Here is a 21,384-nt window from a genome sequence, read left to right on the forward strand (position 1 = left end):
CTGCCCTTTCGGTGCTTAGAGAATTTTAAACGCCGGATCAGACATCGCCGGACCCGCCTCTGCGACGGGCAGAGGACGACCGTTCACCGATTGCTTGATCCCGTGAATCCACTTTTTCGCGCGCTCATTCAACTGGAAAGACTTCGTCATCGACCGACCGCGGGTCACAAGGATGCCAATATCGGCCCCTTCATAGCGGTAATCACCCGGTTGCAGGATGCGCAGGAAGAACGCTTCATTCTCGGATTCCACGGCGCGACGGTGATAATCGAAACGGTCGAACACAACGCGGCCATCTTCCAACATCTTGTAAATGCCTGTTTCGGGCGCTTCTGTGCAGATATCGACGCTGTCTTCGGTATGTTTGATCACCATCTGGCTCCAACCGTCGATCATCTCGGGGTCGGCCCAACGGTTGTTCAGCTCTTCTACATCCAGATTGAACTTCTTCTTGCTGAACTCCAGCAGGTGGAACAGGAACAGCGGCGCATCCGCGTGCGCAAAGGCCGCGTGGTTCGTCATCGACGACGCGCCCGTGATGCGCGGGTTCAGCTCGCCCAGCCAGATATCACCGGTCTTTTTGTCGATCAGGAAGTCGAGCTCGAAATAACCGCGATAGCCTTCCTTGCGCAGCTGTTCGCCGAACTTATAGGTCAGCTCGCGCGCTTTCTGACGGACCTTGGGCGGGAAGGCTGTCGACAGAATTTCATTGCCACACCAGCCCCCGCGATAGGGCGTCAGATCCTTGAAACCGACCAGTTCCGTCATCAAGGGGCCAACGATCGTGCCTTCTTTGGTGGCACAAGCCTCGATCGCGGAACCGCGGCAGTCGATCCGCTTCATGATCTTGATCTCGCCCTCGCCGACGATTTCGGATTCATGACGGCGGAAGTCTGCTTCGGACTTGATAAAGAACGTCGTGTGGCCACTGTCACCAAAGGCGGATTGCAGCACCAGATCATGGCCGATCCCGGCCTTCTCGCAGGTCTTCTTGAGGTCTTCGTAATCCTTGACCTCGGCCAGCACGTTCGGCACCGACGGCACACCGGCCTTGTTGCCGATCCGCACGGTTTCGATCTTGTTGTCCATCTTTTGGCGAAGCTTGGCCTTGGGGAACCAGACATCCGCCCCCAGTTCTTTCGACAGGCGTTCGGTTTCCTCGTCAAACATCAGGAACACGAACTTGGGCTTGCCACCGCGCCGCTTGACGAAATCGATGACTTCTTTGTGCTGCAACAGATAGTTGTTGATGTCTTCGATGCTCTGGAATTCAGCGTGGGGCTGTTCCGAGGGGCAGAACACATTGGGGTGCTTGCCGCCGTAGCAGTCGATGTAGCAGATATACTTAAAGTTTTTCACCCACTCATCGAGACCAAGAAGGTTAAAGTTCGTGGCCGAGATAAAGTAAACAGGGTCTTCGTTACGGTGAAAGAACCGGCGAATTTCCGAGATATTCTTGAGAACAGTCGTTGTCATAATATTTGGTCCTTTGCTTAATCTTAGTCAGGTGAAGACGACAGGTTTTTCTTGCGCACCCGTTTCAGCGCCGCATCCGTAAAGACGCGCAGCCCCAGATCGGGGCGGTAACCGTGGATCTCGCTGACGTCCAAATTCCGCATGAACGACAGGATTTCCTGGCTTACCACCTGTCCGGGGACGAGGATGGGAAAGCCGGGGGGATAGGGGATGATAAAGCTGGCGGACACGACCGTCTGATTGGCGTCCATCGCCTCTTTCAGCGTGCCGTTCAGCTCCAGGTAATCGGTGTTCTTCTCGTCATAAGCGAGGAAGAACGCCGTGCGGATATCCCCTTCGGAGGTGACGTCGTCGTTGCGGAAGGCCTCGTGAAAGCGGCTGAAGTCCGGCAGCGGCGGGTAGTTCTCCATCAGGTTGGCGACGCGGTTGTCGAAAGACCGACGCTCCATCTTGCTGGCGTCATCCAGACGGTCATCCAGCGATTTCGCGATCTCGACCAGCACCTCGATCAGATAGGCGACGCTGGACCGCGTGGTGCCGATATTGGTCATGAACAAGACCGTGTTACGCGATGTCTTGTTGATCTGGATGCCGTATTTATCCATCAGGATATCGGTCTTGAACGTGTCGCCGTCCCAGCCCGTCCCGCCGACCAGCAGCGTCACACGGCTGGCATCAAGGACGAACTGGTCTTTCTCCCAGCAGTCCCACATATCGGTCCAGCCCTGTTCCTGATGGTAATAGCTGGTCACCCCGCTTTCGCGGTATTCCTCGGGGATCATGTCGCCCGCTGTCAGCACCTTGAAGTATTTGCTCAGCAGCGGGTGGTCGGCAATCGCACGACGCATGGACAAAGCGGCCTCGATCTGGCGCTGCACGAATTCGAAGCCTTCAAGCTCTACCTGTCGTCGCCCCACATCAAGCGAGGCGATGATCTGGTAGTTCGGCGAGGTCGAGGTATGGGTCATATAGGCTTCGTGGAAGCTTTGTTCGACCTCGCCTTTAAAGTCCTGATCATTCACGTGAATCATCGACCCCTGCCGCAGGGAGGTCAGCGTTTTATGGGTCGATTGCGTGGTATAGACCCGCACCCGCGAATCCGGCGCAGGGATCAAACGCGTGTTCAGCAGCGTCTCGTCGTCGGCATCCTTCAGTTCAGCCTGCTGCTTTTCATAGGCGATGCGGTGGTCGTCCGACTTGAACCGCGCGCGCAGGGTATTGGCTGCGTTCATGCCCGTACGCTGGCGATAGGTCGGGTTGAAACGGGCAAAAGCGAACCACGCCTCGTCCCACAGGAAGATGAGGTCAGGCTTGATCGCCAGACATTCCTCCATCACCCGTTCGACGTTATAGACCAGCCCGTCAAAGGTGCAGTTTGTCAGCAGCAACATGCGCACCTGATCCAGCTTGCCCGCGGCCTTGAGCGCCAGAAGCTGATGCTTGATCTCGCGCAGGGGCACGGCACCGTACATCGAATATTCATTCAGCGGATAGCTATCAAGATAGCACACCTGCGCCCCCGCCAGCACCATCCCGTAGTGGTGGGATTTGTGGCAGTCGCGGTCGACCAGCACGATGTCACCGGGTCGCACCAACGCCTGCACCACGATCTTGTTGCAAGTCGATGTCCCGTTCGTGGCGAAGAACGTCTGCTTGGACCCGAAGGCGCGGCTGGCAAGCTCTTGCGCCTCTTTGATCGGCCCGTGTGGTTCAAGCAAGCTGTCCAGTCCGCCCGAGGTGGCAGAGGTTTCAGCCAAAAAGATGTTCGGCCCGTAGAACGCGCCCATGTCCTGAATCCAATGCGACCGCGTGATCGACTTGCCGCGGCTGATCGGCATCGCGTGGAAAACGCCCGTGGGCTGTTTGGAATATTCGACAAGCGCCGTGAAGAAGGGCGATTTGTTCCGCGCCTGCACCCCGCGCAGAATGTTCAGGTGCAGCTCCATAAAGTCTTCTTGGTTATAAAAGACCCGACGGCAGATCCCCAAATCCAGCCCCGCGATATCCTCGACCGACCGTTCGGTCACCAGATAGGCGTCCAGCTCGGGGCGAACCTTGGCGATCATGCGGCAAAGCTCGGGGCCATAGTTCTCGGGCTGGAGCTTGTCGATCTCTTCTTGCCCGCCGGCGCGGGCGAGGTAGCGCACCAGTATCGTCTCGTCCATCTTGGACTTGAGCGTCAGCCCCGGGCGCACAACGATGGCCTGGATATTATGGTTGAACAGCACCGCGATCAGCGCGTCTTCGATGGATTTGACCACCACGGCTTCGTAGTGGAACGGGTCTTCAGGGCGGCGCATCCGACTGACGTTGGATTTCAGCCAGCGCTCTTGCTGGTCGTTCACATCATCGACGATCAGCACCTCGAAATACGGTTTGGTCAGCGCCCGCGCCTCGGGAGAGAGCATCGCCTCGTCGTCATGTTCGTCGTGATCGATGCTGTCGCGTTCCAGCGGGATGGTGCGACGGCGATAGGCCCCTGTTGTCAGCGCCCGCGTGATGCGGTTCACCGCAAAGGCCATGTCGTCAAAGCTGTTGTTATTCAGCATCCGCTGCAGGTGTTCGAACGCCGCCATGCCCGGAAAGGCCCAATAGGGTTCGATCAGCGACAGGGAGTCAAACAGCGCGGCGCATTTGCTGCGCAGGGCTTCGATTTCCTTGGCTGTGGTGGCGCGGGTCAGGCCGCTCGCCGCTTCACGCAGCGCGCTCCATCGGTCGGACCTCAGCTGAATTGCCGACGAATAATCGTTCATAGAATGCATGAATCGTACTCCGCTTTGGGCGGTCGACTGCTGCATCCCGGTGTCCGGCACTTTGAAAAGCGCCGGACCTGAACGCCGCAGCCTAGCCGCTAGATGTCGGCCCGCTGCCCGGCAGATCACCGGGCTTTACGGGTGGATTTGGTGTCGCTGCAGCCGGAGCCACAGGTGTTTCGGCAGGGGCCGTGATATTGGCAGTCCCCGCCGTTGGATTTGGCAGCGGTTCGGGGGCAAAGCCCGGCTGAACCGCTGGTGTCGTTGTTTCATGCCCTTTGAACACGGGCGCGTCCGGTACCCGCTGCGCGGGCACATCGACGTGCAGACCGGCGCGGGTCCCCTGATGGGGCACCTCAAGCGGGCCAAGCGTGTTCAGATAGGCGTCCGTCCCGCTGGAACGGTCATAGATCGAAAAGTCGGTAGACCGGTCGCGGAAGGATTTAAGCACCTGCCCCAGACCCTTCATGCCGGTTTCGCGCTGACGACGCACCATCGACAGATCGACTTCGATCGGGAACATGTCTTCCTGACCGGCGGACTGGTGCAGGACCATCGATGTTGGATCGACGACCAGCGATTTACCGACGCCACCTGCGCCCAGACCGTTGACAGCAAAGACATAACACTGGAACTGCGCCGCGGTCGCGCGGGCAATCGCCAGCTCTGCGTCGCGGTCGGTGGTGCCCGTCAGAACAGGTGTCAGCAGAACCTCGACGCCTTGGCTGGTCAGCTGGCGCGTGGTTTCGGGGAACCACATGTCATAGCAGATCGACAAGCCGAAACGCCCGACTTCCGGCACGTCGAAGACACAGAATTCGGTACCTGCCGCGATGCCGGATTCATAGGGCCGGAACGGGAACATCTTGGCGTAGCGGCGGATGATTTCGCCCTCGGGGTTAATCACAACGGCAGTGTTGTACACGCGCCCGTCCTCGGGGTTCTTTAGGAACATGGAGCCGGGGATCAGCCAGACACGGTGCTTGCGCGCAGCGGCCTGAAACACCTCGAGCGTTTCATTCTCGGGGGGCAATGCAAACCGGTCAAGTGGGCCAAAGGGGGCGAGCTCGGAAAACAGGACCATCTGGGTCCAGGGAAAACGCGCCATCAGGATGTCCAGTCGCTGGATCATGCCATCGACGTTGGACTCCAGCGCGTTGACGTACATCTGCACGCCTGCGATCGCAAAAGGTGTCATAACTTGTCACTCCGTCCAAACGGGCGGAAGGGGCCGGAAATACTCCGCCCATACGCCCAAGGTGACAAGTCCATACTCCCATTGTTGGGAATATTAAACACGTGACGTGATGGCGAACCCACCGTCATTTGCATGGCTTCTATGCGTAACATGCACAAACTAATCTGTTACACCACCGCTGCTTTGCGGGCCGCACGTGCATTGCGGCCCCGTTGCATGACGACCACGAGGGCCAGCAACAACAGCGCAGGGATAAACATCCAGTATTTACTTGGCGTTGCCACGGGTTTGAGCACGCGCAGCACCTCTTGGTCCCAATCCAGACCCGCCGATTGCGCGGCAGAGTTGTACAGAACGTCGTCGATGAACATCTGATCGCCCTCGACACGGGTAATCACGCCGGCAGCCTCCAGCCGTTCTTCGCCCGTGGTGCCTTCGTTGATGGGCAGAAGGGCGACAAATTCGATCGGATCACCCAGATCATTGATACCCGCGACGCGCAGGCGCAGATCCTCCCCAAGCGGTGTGTCGGCCGCGGCCTGTACAATCTCGGCCGGTGCTTCTTCGGTATAGGGCGGAAAGACCATATCCATCCAGAAACCGGGCCGGAACAGGGTAAAGGCGATCAACAAGAGGGCAATCGTCTCGTAGAAGCGGTTTCGCGCAAGGAACCAGCCCTGGGTCGCCGCTGCAAACAACAGCATAGCAAAGGTCGCGACAATGAAGACGAATATACCCTGCACCACCGTCACATCAATCAGCAGAAGTTCGGTGTTGAAGATGAACAGGAACGGCAGCGCCGCCGTCCGCAAGCTGTAGAAGAACGCGACGACACCGGTCTTGATCGGATCGCCACCAGACACAGCCGCAGCGGCAAAGCTCGCCAACCCGACCGGAGGCGTCACATCAGCCATGATGCCAAAGTAGAATACGAACAGGTGCACGGCGATCAGTGGCACGATCAGACCGTTCTGCTGCCCCAGTGTCACAATGACAGGTGCCAGCAGGGCCGACACAACGATATAGTTCGCCGTTGTCGGCAACCCCATCCCAAGGATCAGCGACAGGATCGCGGTCAGGAACAGGATCGCAAGGATATTGCCGCCCGACAGAACCTCGACCACATCGGCAAGCGCCGACCCAACGCCGGTCTGGCTGACCACGCCCACGATGATACCCGCGGTCGCGGTGGCGATCCCAATACCGATCATGTTGCGCGCCCCGACGACCAAGCCGTCGATCAGGTCACGCACCCCCGCGACCACATCATTGGCAAACTGGCTTTCGCCCCGGAAAATCGCCATCAGCGGGCGCTGTGTCACGAGGATAAAGATCATGTAGGTCGTGGCCCAGAACGCCGACAGGCCAGGGGACAGACGATCCACCATCAAGGCCCAGACCAGAACGACAATCGGCAGGATAAAGTGCAGGCCCGACCGCACCGTTGGACCGGGCAAGGGCAGACGCGTCACCGGCTCGTTCGGATCATCCAGTACCAGCGGCTCTTCCTTCGACCCGATATACAGCAGACCGGCATAGACCGCCGTCAGCAAGGCAAAGATGATATAGCCCGCGCTGTTGGGGAAAGCAGGACGCAGCCAGCCCATGCCGTAGTAGACAGCAAAGCTCAGCGCGCAGATACAGGCGATGATAAAGGCGGACACCAGCAAGCGCTGCACAATCGGCTTCGGCGTATAGGGGCGTTCCAACCCGACCATACCGGCCTTCAGCGCTTCGAGGTGCACAATATACACCAGCGCGATGTAAGAGATCACCGCGGGCAGAAACGCGTGTTTCACCACATCAAAATAGGGGATGCCCACATATTCAACCATCAGGAAGGCCGCGGCCCCCATGACGGGCGGCATGATCTGACCGTTGACCGAAGACGCAACCTCGACCGCGCCGGCCTTTTCAGAGCTAAACCCCACCTTTTTCATCAGCGGAATGGTAAATGTCCCCGTGGTCACGACGTTGGCGATAGAGGAGCCAGAGATCAGCCCCGTCATGGCAGAGGACACAACAGCAGCCTTCGCAGGCCCGCCTTTCATGTGGCCCATCATGCTGAAGGCGACCTGGATGAAATAGTTACCGGCACCGGCCTTATCCAGCAGCGCGCCGAACAGGACGAAGAGGAATACGAAAGACGTCGAGACACCAAGCGCGATGCCGAACACACCTTCGGTGGTGATCCACTGGTGGTTCACGATCTCGGAAAGCGAGTTACCCTTATGCGCGATGATATCCGGCATCATCGGCCCCAAGACGTTATAGACAAGGAAGACCGACGCAACGATCATCAGCGCGGGCCCAAGGGCGCGGCGCGTTGCCTCTAGCAGGATCATGATGCCGATCACGAAAACAACCGTATCTTGCATGTTCGGCGCACCGACACGGCTCGAGATTTCGCGATAATACACAAACAGATACAACGCAGCGGCCGCGCCAACCAGCGCCAAGGCCCATTCCCACAAGGGGATACGGTCTTTGGGCGATCCAAGCACAACGGTTGCGACAATGACGATGGCGACCAGCGGGATCCACCAGGTCGGCGTGCCGTCTTTGGCCGCTACCATGAACAGATAGGCCAGCACGACGGGCACGATAATCCCCAGCCCCAGTTGCACCTTGGTGCGCGCGGCGGGGAAGGCGGCGATGCCAAGGAAAATAGCAAAGGCCAAGTGGATTGACCGGGCTTCGGTGTCGTTAAAAACACCCCAGCCGAAAACAAAAGGAAGCGGGGAGGCGATCCACAGCTGGAACAGCGACCACGCCAGCGCGGTCAACGCCAGAAAGACGCCAACGCTTCCGGTCGCTGACCTGCCACCCGTGTCCGAAGACGCGACAAGTTCATCCAGCTCGCTTTGGCTCAGCCCGCCTTTTCCGGCGGCTTCGGCTTCTACAGCGGCGGCTTGGTGTTGATCGTTCTGTGACATCTTCGTCCCCTTGGTGGCCCCGTATCAGGACAGGTGCACGTTTATTGTCGGTCGACTGCGGTCGTTGCCGCAGGATGCGAACGCGAGGCCCTCCTCGCGTTCGCGAATGGTCAAGCGGCGGGCTTATTCAATCCATCCACGCTCTTTGTAGTACTTCGCCGCACCATCATGCAGAGGGGCGGACAGACCGTCTTTGATCATCTCTTCTTCTTTGAGGTTCTCAAACGCGGGGTGCAGCTTTTTGAAGCGGTCAAAATTGTCGAACACAGCTTTTACAACTTCGTACACGACTTCTTCGTCCACATCAGCGGAGGTCACAAAGGTCGCTTTCACGCCGAATGTTTTCACATCCGCGTCGGTGCCTTTGTACATGCCACCGGGGATGGTGGAGTATGCGTAGAACGGGTTGTCGGCGACCAGTTTGTCGATCGCTTCGCCTTCAACCGGCACCAGCTTGGCGTCGACGGTAGACACGGCTTCCTGGATCGACCCGTTGGGGTGGCCCACGGTGTAGATGATCGCGTCGACCTTGTTATCGCCCAAAGCGGCGGCCTGCTCGGCTGGCTTCAGCTCGGATGCGAGCGCGAAGTCATCCATGGTCCAGCCTTTGGCGTCCAGAACGACTTCCATCGTGGCGCGTTGACCGGAACCGGGGTTACCGACGTTGACGCGTTTGCCTTTCAGGTCGTCAAAGCTTTCGATGCCGGAATCGGCACGCGCGATAACGTTGAAGGGTTCGGCGTGTACGGAAAAGACCGCGCGCTCTTTGTCGAACTTGTCGCCTTCGAACTGCGAAGACCCGTTGTACGCGTGGAACTGCCAGTCGGACTGGGCAACACCCATGTCCATGTCACCCGCCTTGATGGCGTTGATGTTGGCGATGGAACCACCGGTGGACGGAGCGGTACATTTCAGGCCGGTTTTGGCGCTGTCACGGTTTACCAAGCGGCAGATCGACTGACCCACGACAAAGTAGACGCCGGTCTGGCCGCCGGTCCCGATGGTGATGAATTTCTCCTGCGCGGTGGCGGCGGTACCCGCGACCAGTGCAGAGGCGATGGCGATGGACTTGAAAATAGTCATTTGAAGTCTCCCAACTTAATTGTCTGAACACACGTCATTGATGCGCATGCTCTCCGTCATGGTTGAAATGAGCGCAGATATTCCGGAGCAAAACAAGCTGATTTATTGCGATTTTTCCCCGAAATAATGCTCTGACCCTGTGCGAATCGCGGCGTGAAATCATGAATTATTTTCACTATGCGGTACACATGGCACCCGTCATTTAGTGGACGCGTATGGTAAATCGCAACGCGAAAAACGATGTAATAAACTGATTTTCCATATTTATTTCACTTCCCCCAATCCCGTGCCTAGAAATACTAGCGCGCAGCGGCACAAAATCAAAACTGCGGGCCGGAATATGTGCCGGACATCTGCCTTCGCCGCGCGGTACTTTCAGGTTATTTGTGCTATATAACCGAAAAAGCAGCGATTTTCGACCCAGACGCGCCAGCAGGAGCCCCACATGAAAGCACTCAAATCCCTCGGCCGCTTTGGCCTTTTTGCGACTGTCATCGCCCTTTTCGGCGCCTTCGCGATGCTCACAGCGCTGTGGTCGTGGTGGATGATCCTTCCATCAGTGATCTTCGGCATCCTCGCGGTGATGGGGGTGTACGACCTGATCCAGACCAAACATTCGATCTTGCGCAACTATCCGGTGCTGGGGCACATGCGGTTTTTCTTTGAAGGTATCCGCCCGGAAATCAGGCAATATCTGATTGAATCCGATCAGGACGAAGAACCCTTCAGCCGTGATGACCGGTCGCTGGTCTATCAACGCGCCAAAGGCGTGGAAGACGCGCGGCCTTTTGGCACGCGGATGCGGGTCTATGATGCGGGGTATTCATGGGTCACCCATTCTGTCCAGCCGGTCCATATCACCGACACGGATTTTCGCGTGACCATCGGCAACAAGGACTGCAAGCAGCCCTATGACGCGTCGATCTACAATATCTCGGCGATGAGCTTTGGATCGCTGTCAGCCAATGCGATCAGCGCCCTGAACAAGGGGGCCAAGATGGGCCAGTTCGCCCATGACACCGGCGAAGGCGGGATCAGCCGCTATCACCGCGAGGGGGGCGGAGACCTGATCTATGAAATCGGGTCGGGCTATTTTGGCTGCCGCACAGAAGACGGGCAGTTCGACCCCGACAAATTCAAGGAGCAGGCCGCGAGCGACCAGATCAAGATGATCGAGCTTAAGTTGAGCCAGGGTGCCAAACCCGGTCATGGTGGCATGCTGCCCGCGTCGAAGATCAGTGCCGAGATCGCGGCGGCACGGGGCATCCCGATGGGGCACGACTGCATCTCGCCCGCCGCCCATTCAGCGTTCACCTCTCCTGTTCAGATGATGGAGTTTCTGGGCAAGCTGCGCGATCTGTCGGGCGGCAAGCCTGTGGGGTTCAAGCTGTGCATCGGCCACCAGCGTGAATTCATGTGTATGGTCAAGGCGATGCTGGATACGGGGATCGTGCCTGACTTTATCGTCGTCGACGGCACCGAAGGCGGCACGGGCGCTGCCCCGCTTGAATTCGCCAACCACGTCGGCATGCCGATGGTCGAGGGGCTGACCTTTGTGCACAACACCCTGCGCGGTGCCGGTATTCGCGATCAGGTGAAACTAGGCGCGGCGGGCAAGGTCGTATCAGCCTTTGATATCGCCCGTGCGCTGGCTTTGGGCGCCGATTGGTGCAATTCCGCCCGCGGGTTCATGTTTGCGGTGGGCTGTATCCAGGCGCAAGCGTGCCACACCAATCACTGCCCCGTCGGCGTCGCGACCCAAGATCCCACGCGCCAACGCGCCTTGGATGTGGATGACAAAAGCCAGCGTGTCGCGCGGTTCCACCGCAATACGCTGATGGCCTTGGGCGAGATGACAGGCGCCGCCGGCCTAGAGCACCCCAGCGATTTCCTGCCCCGCCATATGATGATGCGGCAAAGCGATAACAGCATGGTGCAGGGTGATCAGGTCTATGGCTACCTGCCCGAAGGCTATCTGCTGGATGATCAATCGCCCGACTATAACGGCAATAAAACCCGTTGGGCGCGGGCGCAGGCCGACAGCTTTGTACCGTTTGATTAAACGCGCCCAAGACCGGAAACACAAAAGGCGCGCAGGTTTCCCGGCGCGCCTTTCATTTTGACGACAGAGCTTACTTTGCTTCTTCGACGACCGCGGCAGCGACGGAGGCTTCGAAAATCCCAAGCCCCTCTTCGATGATCGCATCCGACGCGGTCAGCGGCACCATCACACGCACAGCGTTACCCTGCATGCCACAGCTCAGCAGCAGCAGACCGCGCTTGAGCGCGTGCGCAATAACACGTTTAGTGAAATCACCGTCCGGTGTCGCCGTGTCAAAGTCGGTCACAAACTCGACCGCGACCATCGCACCCAGACCGCGGATATCCCACATGCGGAACGGCGCAGAGCGTGCGCCGATCTCGGCAAAGCGCGCCTTGAGGTGTTCCCCCATGTCCAGCGACCGCTGCAGCAGGCCTTCTTCCTCGATCGCCTCGATCGCGGCAAGCGCTGCGGCACAGGCGACGGGGTTGCCGCCGTACGTGCCACCCAGACCGCCGGGGATCATCGCGTCCATCACATCAGCGCGGCCAATCACACCCGCCAAAGGATAGCCACCCGCCATCGACTTTGCGACGGTGATCAGATCGGGGGTAACGCCGGAGTGTTCGATGGCAAACCATTTGCCGGTCCGGCCAAAGCCCGCCTGCACTTCGTCGGCGATCAGCATGATACCGTGCTGGTCACAGATCTCGCGGAGCTGGTGCATCATCTCGAACGGCACGGGGGTATAACCACCCTCGCCCAAGACGGGCTCGATGATGATGGCGGCCACACGTTCGGGCTGCGCATCGGTCAGGAAGAGGTTTTTCAGGCCGGTGATCGCATCCTCGACCGTGATCCCGTCGCGAGGCGATGGGAAAGGCGCGCGGAAGATATCGGACGGGAAGGGACCAACGTCTTTTTTGTAAGGAGAGATTTTACCCGTCATCCCCAGCGTCAGCAGCGTGCGCCCGTGGTAGCCGCCGGTAAAAGCGATCACACCGGGGCGGCCAGTTGCAGCCCGCGCGATCTTGACCGCGTTTTCCACCGCCTCGGCACCGGTTGTCACCAACAGCGTTTTCTTGGGCGCGTCACCGGGGGCCAGCGCATTCAGCTTTTCCGCCAGTTCGATGTAGGGGGCGTAGGGCACAACCTGAAAGCTGGTGTGCGTGTATTGGTCTTCTTGCGCCTTGGCTGCCGCGATCACCTTGGGGTGACGGTGGCCGGTGTTCAGCACGCCAATGCCGCCGACGAAGTCGATGTAGCGGTTGCCGTCCACGTCCCAAAGTTCCGCGTTCTCGGCGTATTTCGCATAGATCGGCGCCGCAGAGGCAACGCCACGTGGAACAGCCTGTTCACGGCGGGCGATCAACTGAGCGTTGGTTTCGACAGATACGTTTGCATCAAGCATGTCGGGCACGACGCTGCTTTTTGCCGGTTTCTTTGCAGCGGCCTTGCGCGGCTGCTTTTTGACAGTACTAGGCATATACAAATCCTCTTGTTGAAACGCGACCCGCGTTTAAAATCCTCTTATTGCGTTTAATTTAATTGTCAATATAGATTTGCCTCAGCGCGCGTCAGTTGAATCAGATGCGCCAAAATTTGCCTGTGATCGCACCAAGATACGGGTTAGGTAGCTGACAGAAATAATCCGGGGACCGGACGTGGACATAGGTCAAAGACTAAGATCGATTCGAGAAGAACGCGGCCTGTCTCAGCGCGAACTGGCGACCAAGGCAGGGCTGACCAACGGCACCATCTCCCTGATCGAGAAGAACAAGACGAGCCCCTCGGTCGCGTCTTTGAAAAGCCTGCTGGACGCGATCCCGATCAGCATGGCTGAATTCTTTTCAACGCTGGAAGATACGCAATCGCCCAAAGTCTTCTACCGCGAGAGCGAGTTTACCAAAGTCTCCCCCACCTATGACGGTCAGGTGTCATTGCGCCAGCTTGGCAATGCGGAGCAACACTCCTTGCAGGTGCTGCACGAAACCTACCCGCCCGGCGCGGACACAGGGCCCGAACTGCTGGTGCATGAGGGCGAAGAGGCTGGTGTGGTTATCTCCGGAGAGATCGAGGTGACGGTCGACGGTGCCGTCGCCGTGCTGGCACCGGGGGATGGCTATCTTTTTGACAGCCGCTTGCCGCACCGGTTCAGAAACATCGGCGACGTACAATGTATTGTTGTAAGTGCATGTACGCCGCCGAGTTTTTGATTTCGTTTTCTTGACGTGCGGATGGCCCGCACCAAACCTTTGATTATCGTTCGTCGTCGCGCCGGGAATGGCTATGCAATGACGATCTTTGGCGCTTTTTCTCTTCGCTGCCCCGTTGCGTGGTCAGCGAAACGATAGCGATTGCGGCCAAAGCGAGAATCAAAAATGAAGCGATAAACAAATCTGTCGTCATTGATGCCTCCTGTTCGCTTGTGTGGCTCGTTCAGGAGACTAACAGCCCACGGGTCACATGGTTCCACAGGCTGGAGGGCGCAATTGCTGCATTGCAGAGTTTGCGCGGCGCTTTGCTGAGACGGCGAATGTCGCCTGACATACGCGATCGGGACCACATCCATCGCGAAACCACCGAAAGTCCCATGAATCCCGCAGGTTGAACCCCAACAGGCCCCGCTGGCTGGGACGCGAAGGATTCACCGCCGACATAGTGAAAATAAATTTAATTTTACCGAGTTTTCTGCGCCGAACCCTCAGTAGTCGTAGACTTCTTTCGCCTGCAGCGGCACGTGGAATTCAACGCTCAGCGTATAGGTGCCCTCTTCATCAATGATCTCTACCTGCCCGTTCAACTGACGCGAGAACGCGTTGATCAACCGAGAACCAAGGCCGGTCCCTGCTTCGGGATCAATATTGCCGGTGGTGTTCTTAACAAACAGCAACGCCATTTCCGGCTGGGTATGAGACAGGCTCACCTCGATATGTCCCTTTGCCTTGCCGTCGGCGGCGACATATTTCAGCGCATTGGTAATCGCCTCGGACACCAGCAACGTGAGCGGTGCGGCGTCGTCGGGGTCAAGCTGTACCGCCTCGTAGTTTTGCGACACCGTCACGCCAGAGCCGGACGGCAGACCTACGCTAAGGAGCTGGTTCACGATCTCATGCATGAGCGCGCCACCGTCGACACGGGTCAGATTGTCGTTCTGGTAAAGGCTTTTGTGCACTGTCGCGAGGCTGAGGATCCGGTCCTGCAATCGCTGCAGCACGCGTTTCGCATCCGATGTGGTCGCCTGACGGATCTGCATGTTCATGATAGAAGAGATCAGCTGAAGGTTATTCTTCACCCGATGATGCACTTCTTTCAGCAGAATATTCTTTTGGCGCAGGTTGTCTTCTAGCGACGCTTCATCCCGTAGGATCGATTCCGCCATACCGACAAAGGCATGCTCCATATTCACGATCTCGGTCGGGACGACACCCCCCAAAGGCGTGCGCGGCAAGGTTCTGTTCAACGCGAAATGGCGCATCTGCCGACCAAGTTTGCGGATGTGTTTAATGGCCAGACGGTTCAGCGCCCAAAAGGCCACGACAAGGCTTGCCAGCCACATCGCCACCGGCAGCACGAAGCTAAGCGTTGTCATCGCCCCTGCCTGAAGCAGCGGGGAATCCTCGGGCCAGACGCTCATGGCGTAGGCAACACCGGGGACGATGGGCAAAACGGCATAGACGCGGTCCTGCCCTTGCTGGTTGGTATCATGGAAGACGCGACCAGACTGGCCCACATACCATTTCAACGCGGCAAAGGAGGGCAACTCTTGTTCGGCCGCTTCAACGCCATTTTTGGTCGTCAGGATGTCGCCCTGCGCGTTGAAGGTCAGCATCGCGATCGGCTGCGACCCTGTCTCGGGCACCGGTGCGTCGTGAAAAACCTTTTCGGGAATGGACAGGTTGATAAAGCCGATCAGCTCTTCTTCCACCTCAAGCGGGTTGGTGACGATCAGCACCGGTTCCTTGCTTTGCGCCGGCGTGCTGGTGACATTCGCCATGCGACTTTTGTGTTCGATCATCTTTTGAAATACAGGCCGGTCCGACACGTTTCCCGAAACGCCTGTCGATACACAATCCATCCGCCCGTCGTTTTGGATGAAGCTTGCGACCGTATAAAGGTCGGAGGATTGCTGATATTCGCGCATGAAGGCGCTGCACGACACATTGTCAGACTTGATCAGTTTGACCACGGACGCCAAAGCCGCCGCTGCGCCGAACGCTTCCTGAATCGTGCCGCTTTCCTTCGCCGACGCTTGCTCTGTAATGGCAAGCAGCGACAGTTCGGCATTCTCGAGGTTCTGCTCCGCAATCTCTCGCGTCTGCACAACGGCGATCAAACCGATGGGCAGCAACGCAAGCGAAAGGAAAAGCAGCACGCGAAACGCGAGGCCCCGAAAGATATTTGTGGACAGAAACCCCGACGTCACGATCAGAAAGAAGACACTTTAGATGCCGAGATAACCGACATCGTCGCATCATCCGTCATTTCGAGACTTTCGTCATCGCGCAGGCCCATCAGCTCAGCCAGCCGCGCGCGGGCACGGTTCGTCCGGCTTTTGATCGTACCGACGGCAACGCCACACATCTCGGCGGCTTCCTCGTAGGAAAAGCCTGATGCACCGACCAGCAGCAATGCTTCGCGCTGTTCGTCTTTCAGCAAGCCCAGAGCTTTGCGGAAATCGGTCATTTGCATATGCCCGTCATGCGCCGGCTTTTCAGCAAGGCTTTCCGTGAACACACCATCCACATCAGCGACCTCGCGGTTGGCTTTACGACGGGAAGAATAATAGGTGTTCCGCAAAATTGTGAAGAGCCAGGCGCGCATATTTGTGCCGACTTCAAATTTTTCGATGTTGGTCCAGGCTTTGACCAGAGTATCCTGAACCATGTCATCCGCGATGGCACCGTTCCGGGTCAGGCTGATGGCAAAGGCGCGCATGGCGGGCAAATGCTCCACCAGTTGGTCGCGGGGATCAGAATTGCTCATCCTTTTTTACCAGCGTTTTTATCCTGTTCTTTCAACTGATTAAGCAGGTCTTTAAATTTATCGGGAATCCCTTCTTCCATCGTCTCGTCATAAACGCGGCGAAGATTTTCGTCGATAAAGCGCTCACGCTCGTCGTTTTGGCCTGATTGCATGAACAAGTTTCCTGCCTTCTTTAAATACTGTATTTATACATATGACACGGAACCAAACACAGCGTTAGGGGGTTTGGTTCCAGAAATATTTTAAAAGGACGACAATAAATGACGGATGTCACCGAAACACCAAGTGTCAGCGATGCGTTGGGTGAATGCCTTCCTTACCTGCGTCGCTACGCGCGCGCATTGACCGGCAGCCAGAACAGCGGCGACGCTTTTGCAGCCGCCTCGCTCGAAGCGATTTTGACGGACCGGTCGGTTCTGGATGGTGTAGACACCCGCACAGGTGTGTTCCGCGTTTTGTACGGCATCTGGGCCAGCGCCGGTGCGCCTGTCGAAGAAGGTGAGAGCGGCCCCCGCGCCAAGGCGCAAAAGCACCTCGCCAAGCTGACCAACCACAGCCGCGAAGCGTTGCTGCTGCACACGATCGAAGGGTTCTCCTTTAAAGAAGTCGGCCAGATCATCGGTGTTGAAGAGAGCGAAGCCAGCGAGCTGGTGCAAATTGCCCGCCGCGAAATGGCAGATAGTGTTACCGGTTCGGTCATGATCATCGAGGACGAGGCGATCATCGCGATGGACATCGAATCCATCGTCGCCGAAATGGGCCACCGTGTGACCGGTGTTGCGCGCACGCGTGACGAAGCTGTCAAACTGGGCAAGGCGGATGTGCCGGACCTGATCCTCGCTGATATCCAGCTGGCCGATAACTCCTCCGGCATCGACGCCGTGAACGATCTGCTGCGCGATTTGGGTAACCGTCCGGTGATCTTCATCACCGCATTCCCCGAGCGTCTGCTGACCGGTGACAAGCCCGAACCCGCATTCCTGATCTCCAAGCCTTACACGGTGGATCAGGTCGTATCGGCTGTTTCGCAAGCGATGTTCTTCTCGTCGACAGAGACGCTGCACAGCTAAGCCGACATACACGCAAACAAACGAGGCCGCGGTGGTTCCACCGTGGCCTTTTTTTATCGATACTGTGTGACGCAAGCCACGCCTTTAAGGAACTTATATCTACAGGGCGCGTTTGGTTGGTGAACACATGAATAATGGAGACCACCATGGCCAAGGACGTAACCAACACAAGCAACCTGTCTGTCGATGATATCTCGGTCCAGCTGGCCGTTTTGAAAGACGACATCGCGTCGCTGACAAGCACGATGGCCGATCTGACCAAAGCCAAAAGCGCCGAAGCCGCCAACCAAGCGAAATCCACTGCGCAGGATCTGGCGAACTCCGGCCGTGACAAGGCATTGGAAGCGCAGCAAACAGCCGAAGATTTTGTACGTACACAACCAGCCGCCGCATTGGGTATTGCTGCCGGTGTCGGCTTTATCGCCGGTCTGTTTGCGACACGCCGCTAATGTTCGAATATGTGACGGATAGGGTTGCCCAAAAGGCAACCCGAACGGCGCAAACTGCCGCCATCGGCTTTGGCGCAATGCTCTGCCTGATTGTGGGCGGGGCGTTTCTTGCCGTCGCCGCGTGGCTGTTCTTGCTTACCATCACCACACCGCTGGTAGCCTGTCTGATTATGGGCAGCCTGTTTTTCGGTATGGGTCTTGTATTGATTGCGGCCCTGTCGATCCGGGCCCGTGCAATCCGGCGTCAGAAACGCGAAGCCGCCTTACGCGCACAGGCGATGCAACAGGCGCAAGCCACCGGCGGCGTCGGCGGAATTGCCGCGATCATCACGGCTTTCGTCAACGGTCTGAACGCAGGGAAGCAAGCGCGTCGCTAATGCCTTGCACCATAGTGTCATTGGTGAAAGGCCGGTCTACGACGGAATAGATGTAGGTGTCGGGAATGCTTTGACCTTCGCCGTATAGAACATAGGCGACATCTTTCGTGGGCAGGTCTGCGGCAAAGAGTTCCGACAGGTCATTCGACGTGCCGGACACAAGCGCCACGGCCTGAGACGAACAGCTGCGCAGTTCAGAGATAAAAGCGGAAAGGGTTTCGGACACAGACAATGCGGCGTCACCGAATGCCTGTTCCAGCATGTCGATCACATCCGCCCGAACGATCGGGTCAGTATCGAATACGAAAAAAGGAATCACATCGCGCCTTTCTACTCCCGCGAAGGTAGCAATATTTCCAAAGCGCCGCGTTAAACTATGACATACGAGTTAGGAATTTTTTCATGGGTATCGATTGCCGCTATTGTCCGCTTCACAAAAAGGACGCCTTTGTCACCATGACAAGGGAAGAGCTTGAGTTCATGCAGAAATTCAAGGTCGGTGAGCTTAGCGTCGACCCCGGCACGACAATCTTGATGCAGGGTTCCAACTCCCCCCAACTCTATACGGTGCTGTCCGGCATGGGCATCCGGCATAAGTCGCTGGATAATGGTGAACGGCAGGTCATTAACTTTGTCTTCCCCGGCGATTTCATGGGGCTTCAGGCCGGTATGCTTGGCGAAATGGGCCACAGCGTAGAGGCACGGACACATATGCGCATGTGCGTGTTCAACCGCTCGGATTTCTGGACCTTCTTCCGCAGCAACCCCAGCCGCGCGTTCGATATCACATGGCTCGCTGCGATAGAGGAGCATTTCCTTGGCGAAACGCTTGCCACTGTCGGCCAACGCACCGCGCTGCAAGCGGTGTCATGGGCAATGCTCAAGTTCTTTGAACGCGGGATGGGGCTGGGGTTGGTGACAAATAACACAATGACCCTGCCCTTCACGCAACGCGATCTGGCGGATGCTTTGGGTCTATCGCTTGTTCATACCAACAAAACCCTCGCGAAGCTGCGTGACCAGCAACTCGCGTCCTGGTCGGATCAGGTTCTGCAGGTCAACGACCTCGACAAGCTCGCCGACGTCGCCGAAACAGAGCGCAGCAAACCGGCCAAGCGCCCCTTGATGTAGGCGCTATTCCTCGCTCACACTTACCAGATTATCCGCCACATAAGCCCCGCGTTTGCCAAGCGGCCGGTCACGGCCAATGGTGCTGTCAGGGCGCGTGCGCAGTTCAACCTGCGCGTTCCACGACGCCCCCATCAGCACCAGAAAACTGCTGATCCACAGCCAGACCAGCATGGCGATCACAGCGCCAATAGACCCGTAGACCTGATTGTAATTGCCGAAGTTCGCAACGTAATAGCTGAACCCGATCGACACCACCGCCCATGAAAACACCGCGAAAACAGCCCCCCATGTCAGCCAGCCGATGCGCGCCGCACGACGGTTTGGGCCAAAGCGGTACAGCACACCAACACCGGCCAATAGCACCAGTATCGCGATGCTCCAGCGGATGATCTCGGCGACGAAATAGCCGAATACCCCCAAGGGGATGAACGACAGCACAATCGGTGCGATCACCACAGTGATCAGCGCAATCAGCCCCACCATCACCAAGGTAAAGGTCAGCATCAGCGCCCGCAGATAGTGCCGCGCGGCGTTGCGATTGCGTTCACTATACACGCTGTTCAAGCCGATCATCATCGCGCCCACACCTGCCCGCGCCGACCACATCGCCACCAGAACCGAAGCGGCACCAGCCCACCCCAGTTTGCCGGTGCTGGTCGTGACCAACGACACCACCTGATCATTGAGAATATCATAGACGTCATCGGGCAGCAGACCGCGCATGTCTTCCAGCTGGGCGATGACAACCACAGGGTCAGAGATCAGGCTCAGGATCGTGACCAGCGCGGCAAGGGCGGGAAACAGCGACAACATCGCATAAAAAGCGACCCCCGCCGCAATAAGCGAGACGTTCTTTTCAGAGATATCAACCAGCGCCGCTTTCAGCGCATCCCAGTACAGCTTTATGGTGCTCACCGATTTCTGTGTCAAAACCCTTGATCCTCGTTCCCCACGGCTGCGGCCCCTGCCACATCACATTTACGCTACTTTTCCTCTTCTACCTCATCGCGCACCTGACCCCAAGCGACGAGGGTAAAGATGATCGTTCCGCCAACAATGTTGCCCGCAAGCACCGGTAAGAAGAACTCGAACACCGCCGCCATCAGGCCAAGCTGGCCGTCCAGTATCATCACCGCCATCTCGACCGACCCCGCAACGATATGCGCGAAATCCCCAGCGGCGATAAGCCAGGTGAACACAAGGATCAGGAAGAACGACGTCTCATCCGCCTGCGGCATCATCCAGACGATAAGCGCGACGATGACCCCCGCCGGAATGGCCCGCCAGAACCCCTGATAGGCCCCCATGCTGGTTGCGTGATGCGACAGGTCCAGAATGGCGGGTAGCACCTCGGGCGAAATCGCGGGCGTCCAGAGAAACAGCATCGCCGCGGCAAAGGCCCCCACCACATTCGCCGCCAGCACGATCCCCCACAGGCGGAACATACACATCAGCGAATGCCAGGTCTTGGCCCGCATGATCGGCAAAACGGTGGTGATGGTGTTTTCGGTAAACAGCTGCATCCGCCCCATGATCACCGCCAGAAAACCCAGCGAATAGCCCAGGTTCTCGATCAGGAAACGATGCGCGGTATCGGGCAGATAGGTCCGGAACACGGCCTCGCCCAGAACCGACAGGCTGATCATCACCCCCGCCGCGATCCCCGACCAGATCAACGACCGCTTGCTGCGCGCCAGCTCTTCCTCGCCCTCACGGCGGATCACTTCGTAGATCAGCTTGGGCGACAATGCCGTCGCTTCGCTGACCGATTTCTCCTCGGCTTGCGCGTCCTGTGGTTTCTTACGCGAAACCCTGCGTTGAATAAGAGGGGCCATTCCTGCGCTCCTGAAAACTACGAACAAATGGGGCCGAGCCCGCAAAATC

The 21,384-nt window shown here is 57.8% G+C and carries 19 protein-coding genes; 6 read left to right on the forward strand and 13 right to left on the reverse strand.

Annotated features, from left to right (window positions below):
* Positions 1 to 15 precede the first annotated feature (15 nt).
* The 5 genes from SJY36_RS15220 to SJY36_RS15240 form a co-directional block, all read right to left on the reverse strand.
* Positions 16 to 1,476 (reverse strand): biotin carboxylase, encoded by a 1,461-nt coding sequence (locus SJY36_RS15220; RefSeq protein WP_005850608.1) that lies wholly within the window; start codon positions 1,474 to 1,476, stop codon positions 16 to 18.
* A 23-nt stretch (positions 1,477 to 1,499) separates the two neighbouring features.
* Positions 1,500 to 4,238, reverse strand: a complete 2,739-nt coding sequence (locus SJY36_RS15225) for an aminotransferase class I/II-fold pyridoxal phosphate-dependent enzyme (RefSeq protein WP_005850610.1) — start codon at positions 4,236 to 4,238, stop codon at positions 1,500 to 1,502.
* A gap of 82 nt (positions 4,239 to 4,320) precedes the next feature.
* Positions 4,321 to 5,427: a carbon-nitrogen hydrolase family protein gene (locus SJY36_RS15230; protein ID WP_009825643.1), complete on the reverse strand. Its 1,107-nt coding sequence runs from the start codon at positions 5,425 to 5,427 to the stop codon at positions 4,321 to 4,323.
* Positions 5,428 to 5,594: 167 nt separating this feature from the next.
* Positions 5,595 to 8,363, reverse strand: a complete 2,769-nt coding sequence (locus SJY36_RS15235) for a TRAP transporter permease (protein ID WP_386176223.1) — start codon at positions 8,361 to 8,363, stop codon at positions 5,595 to 5,597.
* Between the two features lie 123 nt (positions 8,364 to 8,486).
* Positions 8,487 to 9,446: a TAXI family TRAP transporter solute-binding subunit gene (locus SJY36_RS15240; RefSeq protein WP_005850616.1), complete on the reverse strand. Its 960-nt coding sequence runs from the start codon at positions 9,444 to 9,446 to the stop codon at positions 8,487 to 8,489.
* Positions 9,447 to 9,891: 445 nt separating this feature from the next.
* Here SJY36_RS15240 and SJY36_RS15245 point away from each other — a divergent pair, with 445 nt between their 5' ends.
* Entirely contained in the window at positions 9,892 to 11,508 is a 1,617-nt protein-coding gene (locus SJY36_RS15245; protein WP_386176225.1) for an FMN-binding glutamate synthase family protein, read from the forward strand.
* A 70-nt stretch (positions 11,509 to 11,578) separates the two neighbouring features.
* On the opposite strand, the gene gabT is transcribed toward SJY36_RS15245, so the two are convergent.
* A complete protein-coding gene (gene gabT, locus SJY36_RS15250) occupies positions 11,579 to 12,973 on the reverse strand; it encodes a 4-aminobutyrate--2-oxoglutarate transaminase (protein ID WP_386176227.1) in 1,395 nt (464 codons plus the stop codon).
* Between the two features lie 178 nt (positions 12,974 to 13,151).
* On the opposite strand from gabT, the gene SJY36_RS15255 reads away from it, so the two are divergent.
* Positions 13,152 to 13,703, forward strand: coding sequence for a cupin domain-containing protein (locus SJY36_RS15255; protein WP_184583643.1), 552 nt, complete (start codon positions 13,152 to 13,154; stop codon positions 13,701 to 13,703).
* Between the two features lie 43 nt (positions 13,704 to 13,746).
* Here the strand turns inward: SJY36_RS15255 and SJY36_RS15260 are convergent, their stop codons facing one another.
* From SJY36_RS15260 to SJY36_RS15275, 4 genes are all read right to left on the reverse strand, one after another.
* Positions 13,747 to 13,896 (reverse strand): hypothetical protein, encoded by a 150-nt coding sequence (locus SJY36_RS15260; protein WP_005850628.1) that lies wholly within the window; start codon positions 13,894 to 13,896, stop codon positions 13,747 to 13,749.
* Positions 13,897 to 14,191: 295 nt separating this feature from the next.
* The gene (locus tag SJY36_RS15265; RefSeq protein WP_386176229.1) at positions 14,192 to 15,862 is read right to left on the reverse strand and encodes a sensor histidine kinase; all 1,671 of its coding nucleotides are present in this window, start codon (positions 15,860 to 15,862) and stop codon (positions 14,192 to 14,194) included.
* 53 nt (positions 15,863 to 15,915) lie between these two features.
* Positions 15,916 to 16,473, reverse strand: a complete 558-nt coding sequence (locus SJY36_RS15270) for an RNA polymerase sigma factor (protein ID WP_386176231.1) — start codon at positions 16,471 to 16,473, stop codon at positions 15,916 to 15,918.
* Positions 16,470 to 16,625 (reverse strand): NepR family anti-sigma factor, encoded by a 156-nt coding sequence (locus SJY36_RS15275; protein WP_005850632.1) that lies wholly within the window; start codon positions 16,623 to 16,625, stop codon positions 16,470 to 16,472. Before SJY36_RS15275 ends, SJY36_RS15270 begins: the two co-directional genes overlap by 4 nt.
* Before the next feature lie 108 nt (positions 16,626 to 16,733).
* Here SJY36_RS15275 and SJY36_RS15280 point away from each other — a divergent pair, with 108 nt between their 5' ends.
* From SJY36_RS15280 to SJY36_RS15290, 3 genes are all read left to right on the forward strand, one after another.
* On the forward strand, positions 16,734 to 17,543 hold the full coding sequence (locus SJY36_RS15280; RefSeq protein ID WP_184583645.1) for a response regulator: 810 nt from the start codon (positions 16,734 to 16,736) through the stop codon (positions 17,541 to 17,543).
* Positions 17,544 to 17,689: 146 nt separating this feature from the next.
* Positions 17,690 to 17,992, forward strand: coding sequence for a YqjD family protein (locus SJY36_RS15285; RefSeq protein WP_235183729.1), 303 nt, complete (start codon positions 17,690 to 17,692; stop codon positions 17,990 to 17,992).
* Positions 17,992 to 18,369: a hypothetical protein gene (locus SJY36_RS15290; protein ID WP_009825649.1), complete on the forward strand. Its 378-nt coding sequence runs from the start codon at positions 17,992 to 17,994 to the stop codon at positions 18,367 to 18,369. The genes SJY36_RS15285 and SJY36_RS15290 overlap by 1 nt, the downstream gene beginning before the upstream one ends.
* On the opposite strand, the gene SJY36_RS15295 is transcribed toward SJY36_RS15290, so the two are convergent.
* Complete coding sequence (locus tag SJY36_RS15295) at positions 18,332 to 18,688, reverse strand: hypothetical protein (protein ID WP_009825650.1); 357 nt, start codon at positions 18,686 to 18,688, stop codon at positions 18,332 to 18,334. The genes SJY36_RS15290 and SJY36_RS15295 overlap by 38 nt on opposite strands.
* Before the next feature lie 83 nt (positions 18,689 to 18,771).
* On the opposite strand from SJY36_RS15295, the gene SJY36_RS15300 reads away from it, so the two are divergent.
* Positions 18,772 to 19,500, forward strand: coding sequence for a Crp/Fnr family transcriptional regulator (locus SJY36_RS15300; protein WP_005850638.1), 729 nt, complete (start codon positions 18,772 to 18,774; stop codon positions 19,498 to 19,500).
* A 3-nt stretch (positions 19,501 to 19,503) separates the two neighbouring features.
* Here the strand turns inward: SJY36_RS15300 and SJY36_RS15305 are convergent, their stop codons facing one another.
* Positions 19,504 to 20,430 carry a YihY/virulence factor BrkB family protein gene (locus SJY36_RS15305; RefSeq protein ID WP_386176234.1) on the reverse strand — a complete coding sequence of 309 codons (927 nt, stop codon included), beginning with the start codon at positions 20,428 to 20,430 and terminating at the stop codon, positions 19,504 to 19,506.
* A gap of 53 nt (positions 20,431 to 20,483) precedes the next feature.
* Positions 20,484 to 21,335 carry a formate/nitrite transporter family protein gene (locus SJY36_RS15310; protein WP_009825653.1) on the reverse strand — a complete coding sequence of 284 codons (852 nt, stop codon included), beginning with the start codon at positions 21,333 to 21,335 and terminating at the stop codon, positions 20,484 to 20,486.
* Between the last annotated feature and the right edge of the window lie 49 nt (positions 21,336 to 21,384).

Origin of the sequence: Sulfitobacter sp. R86518 (assembly GCF_042466275.1) — a bacterium.
GTDB classification, from domain to species: Bacteria; Pseudomonadota; Alphaproteobacteria; order Rhodobacterales; family Rhodobacteraceae; genus Sulfitobacter; species Sulfitobacter pontiacus.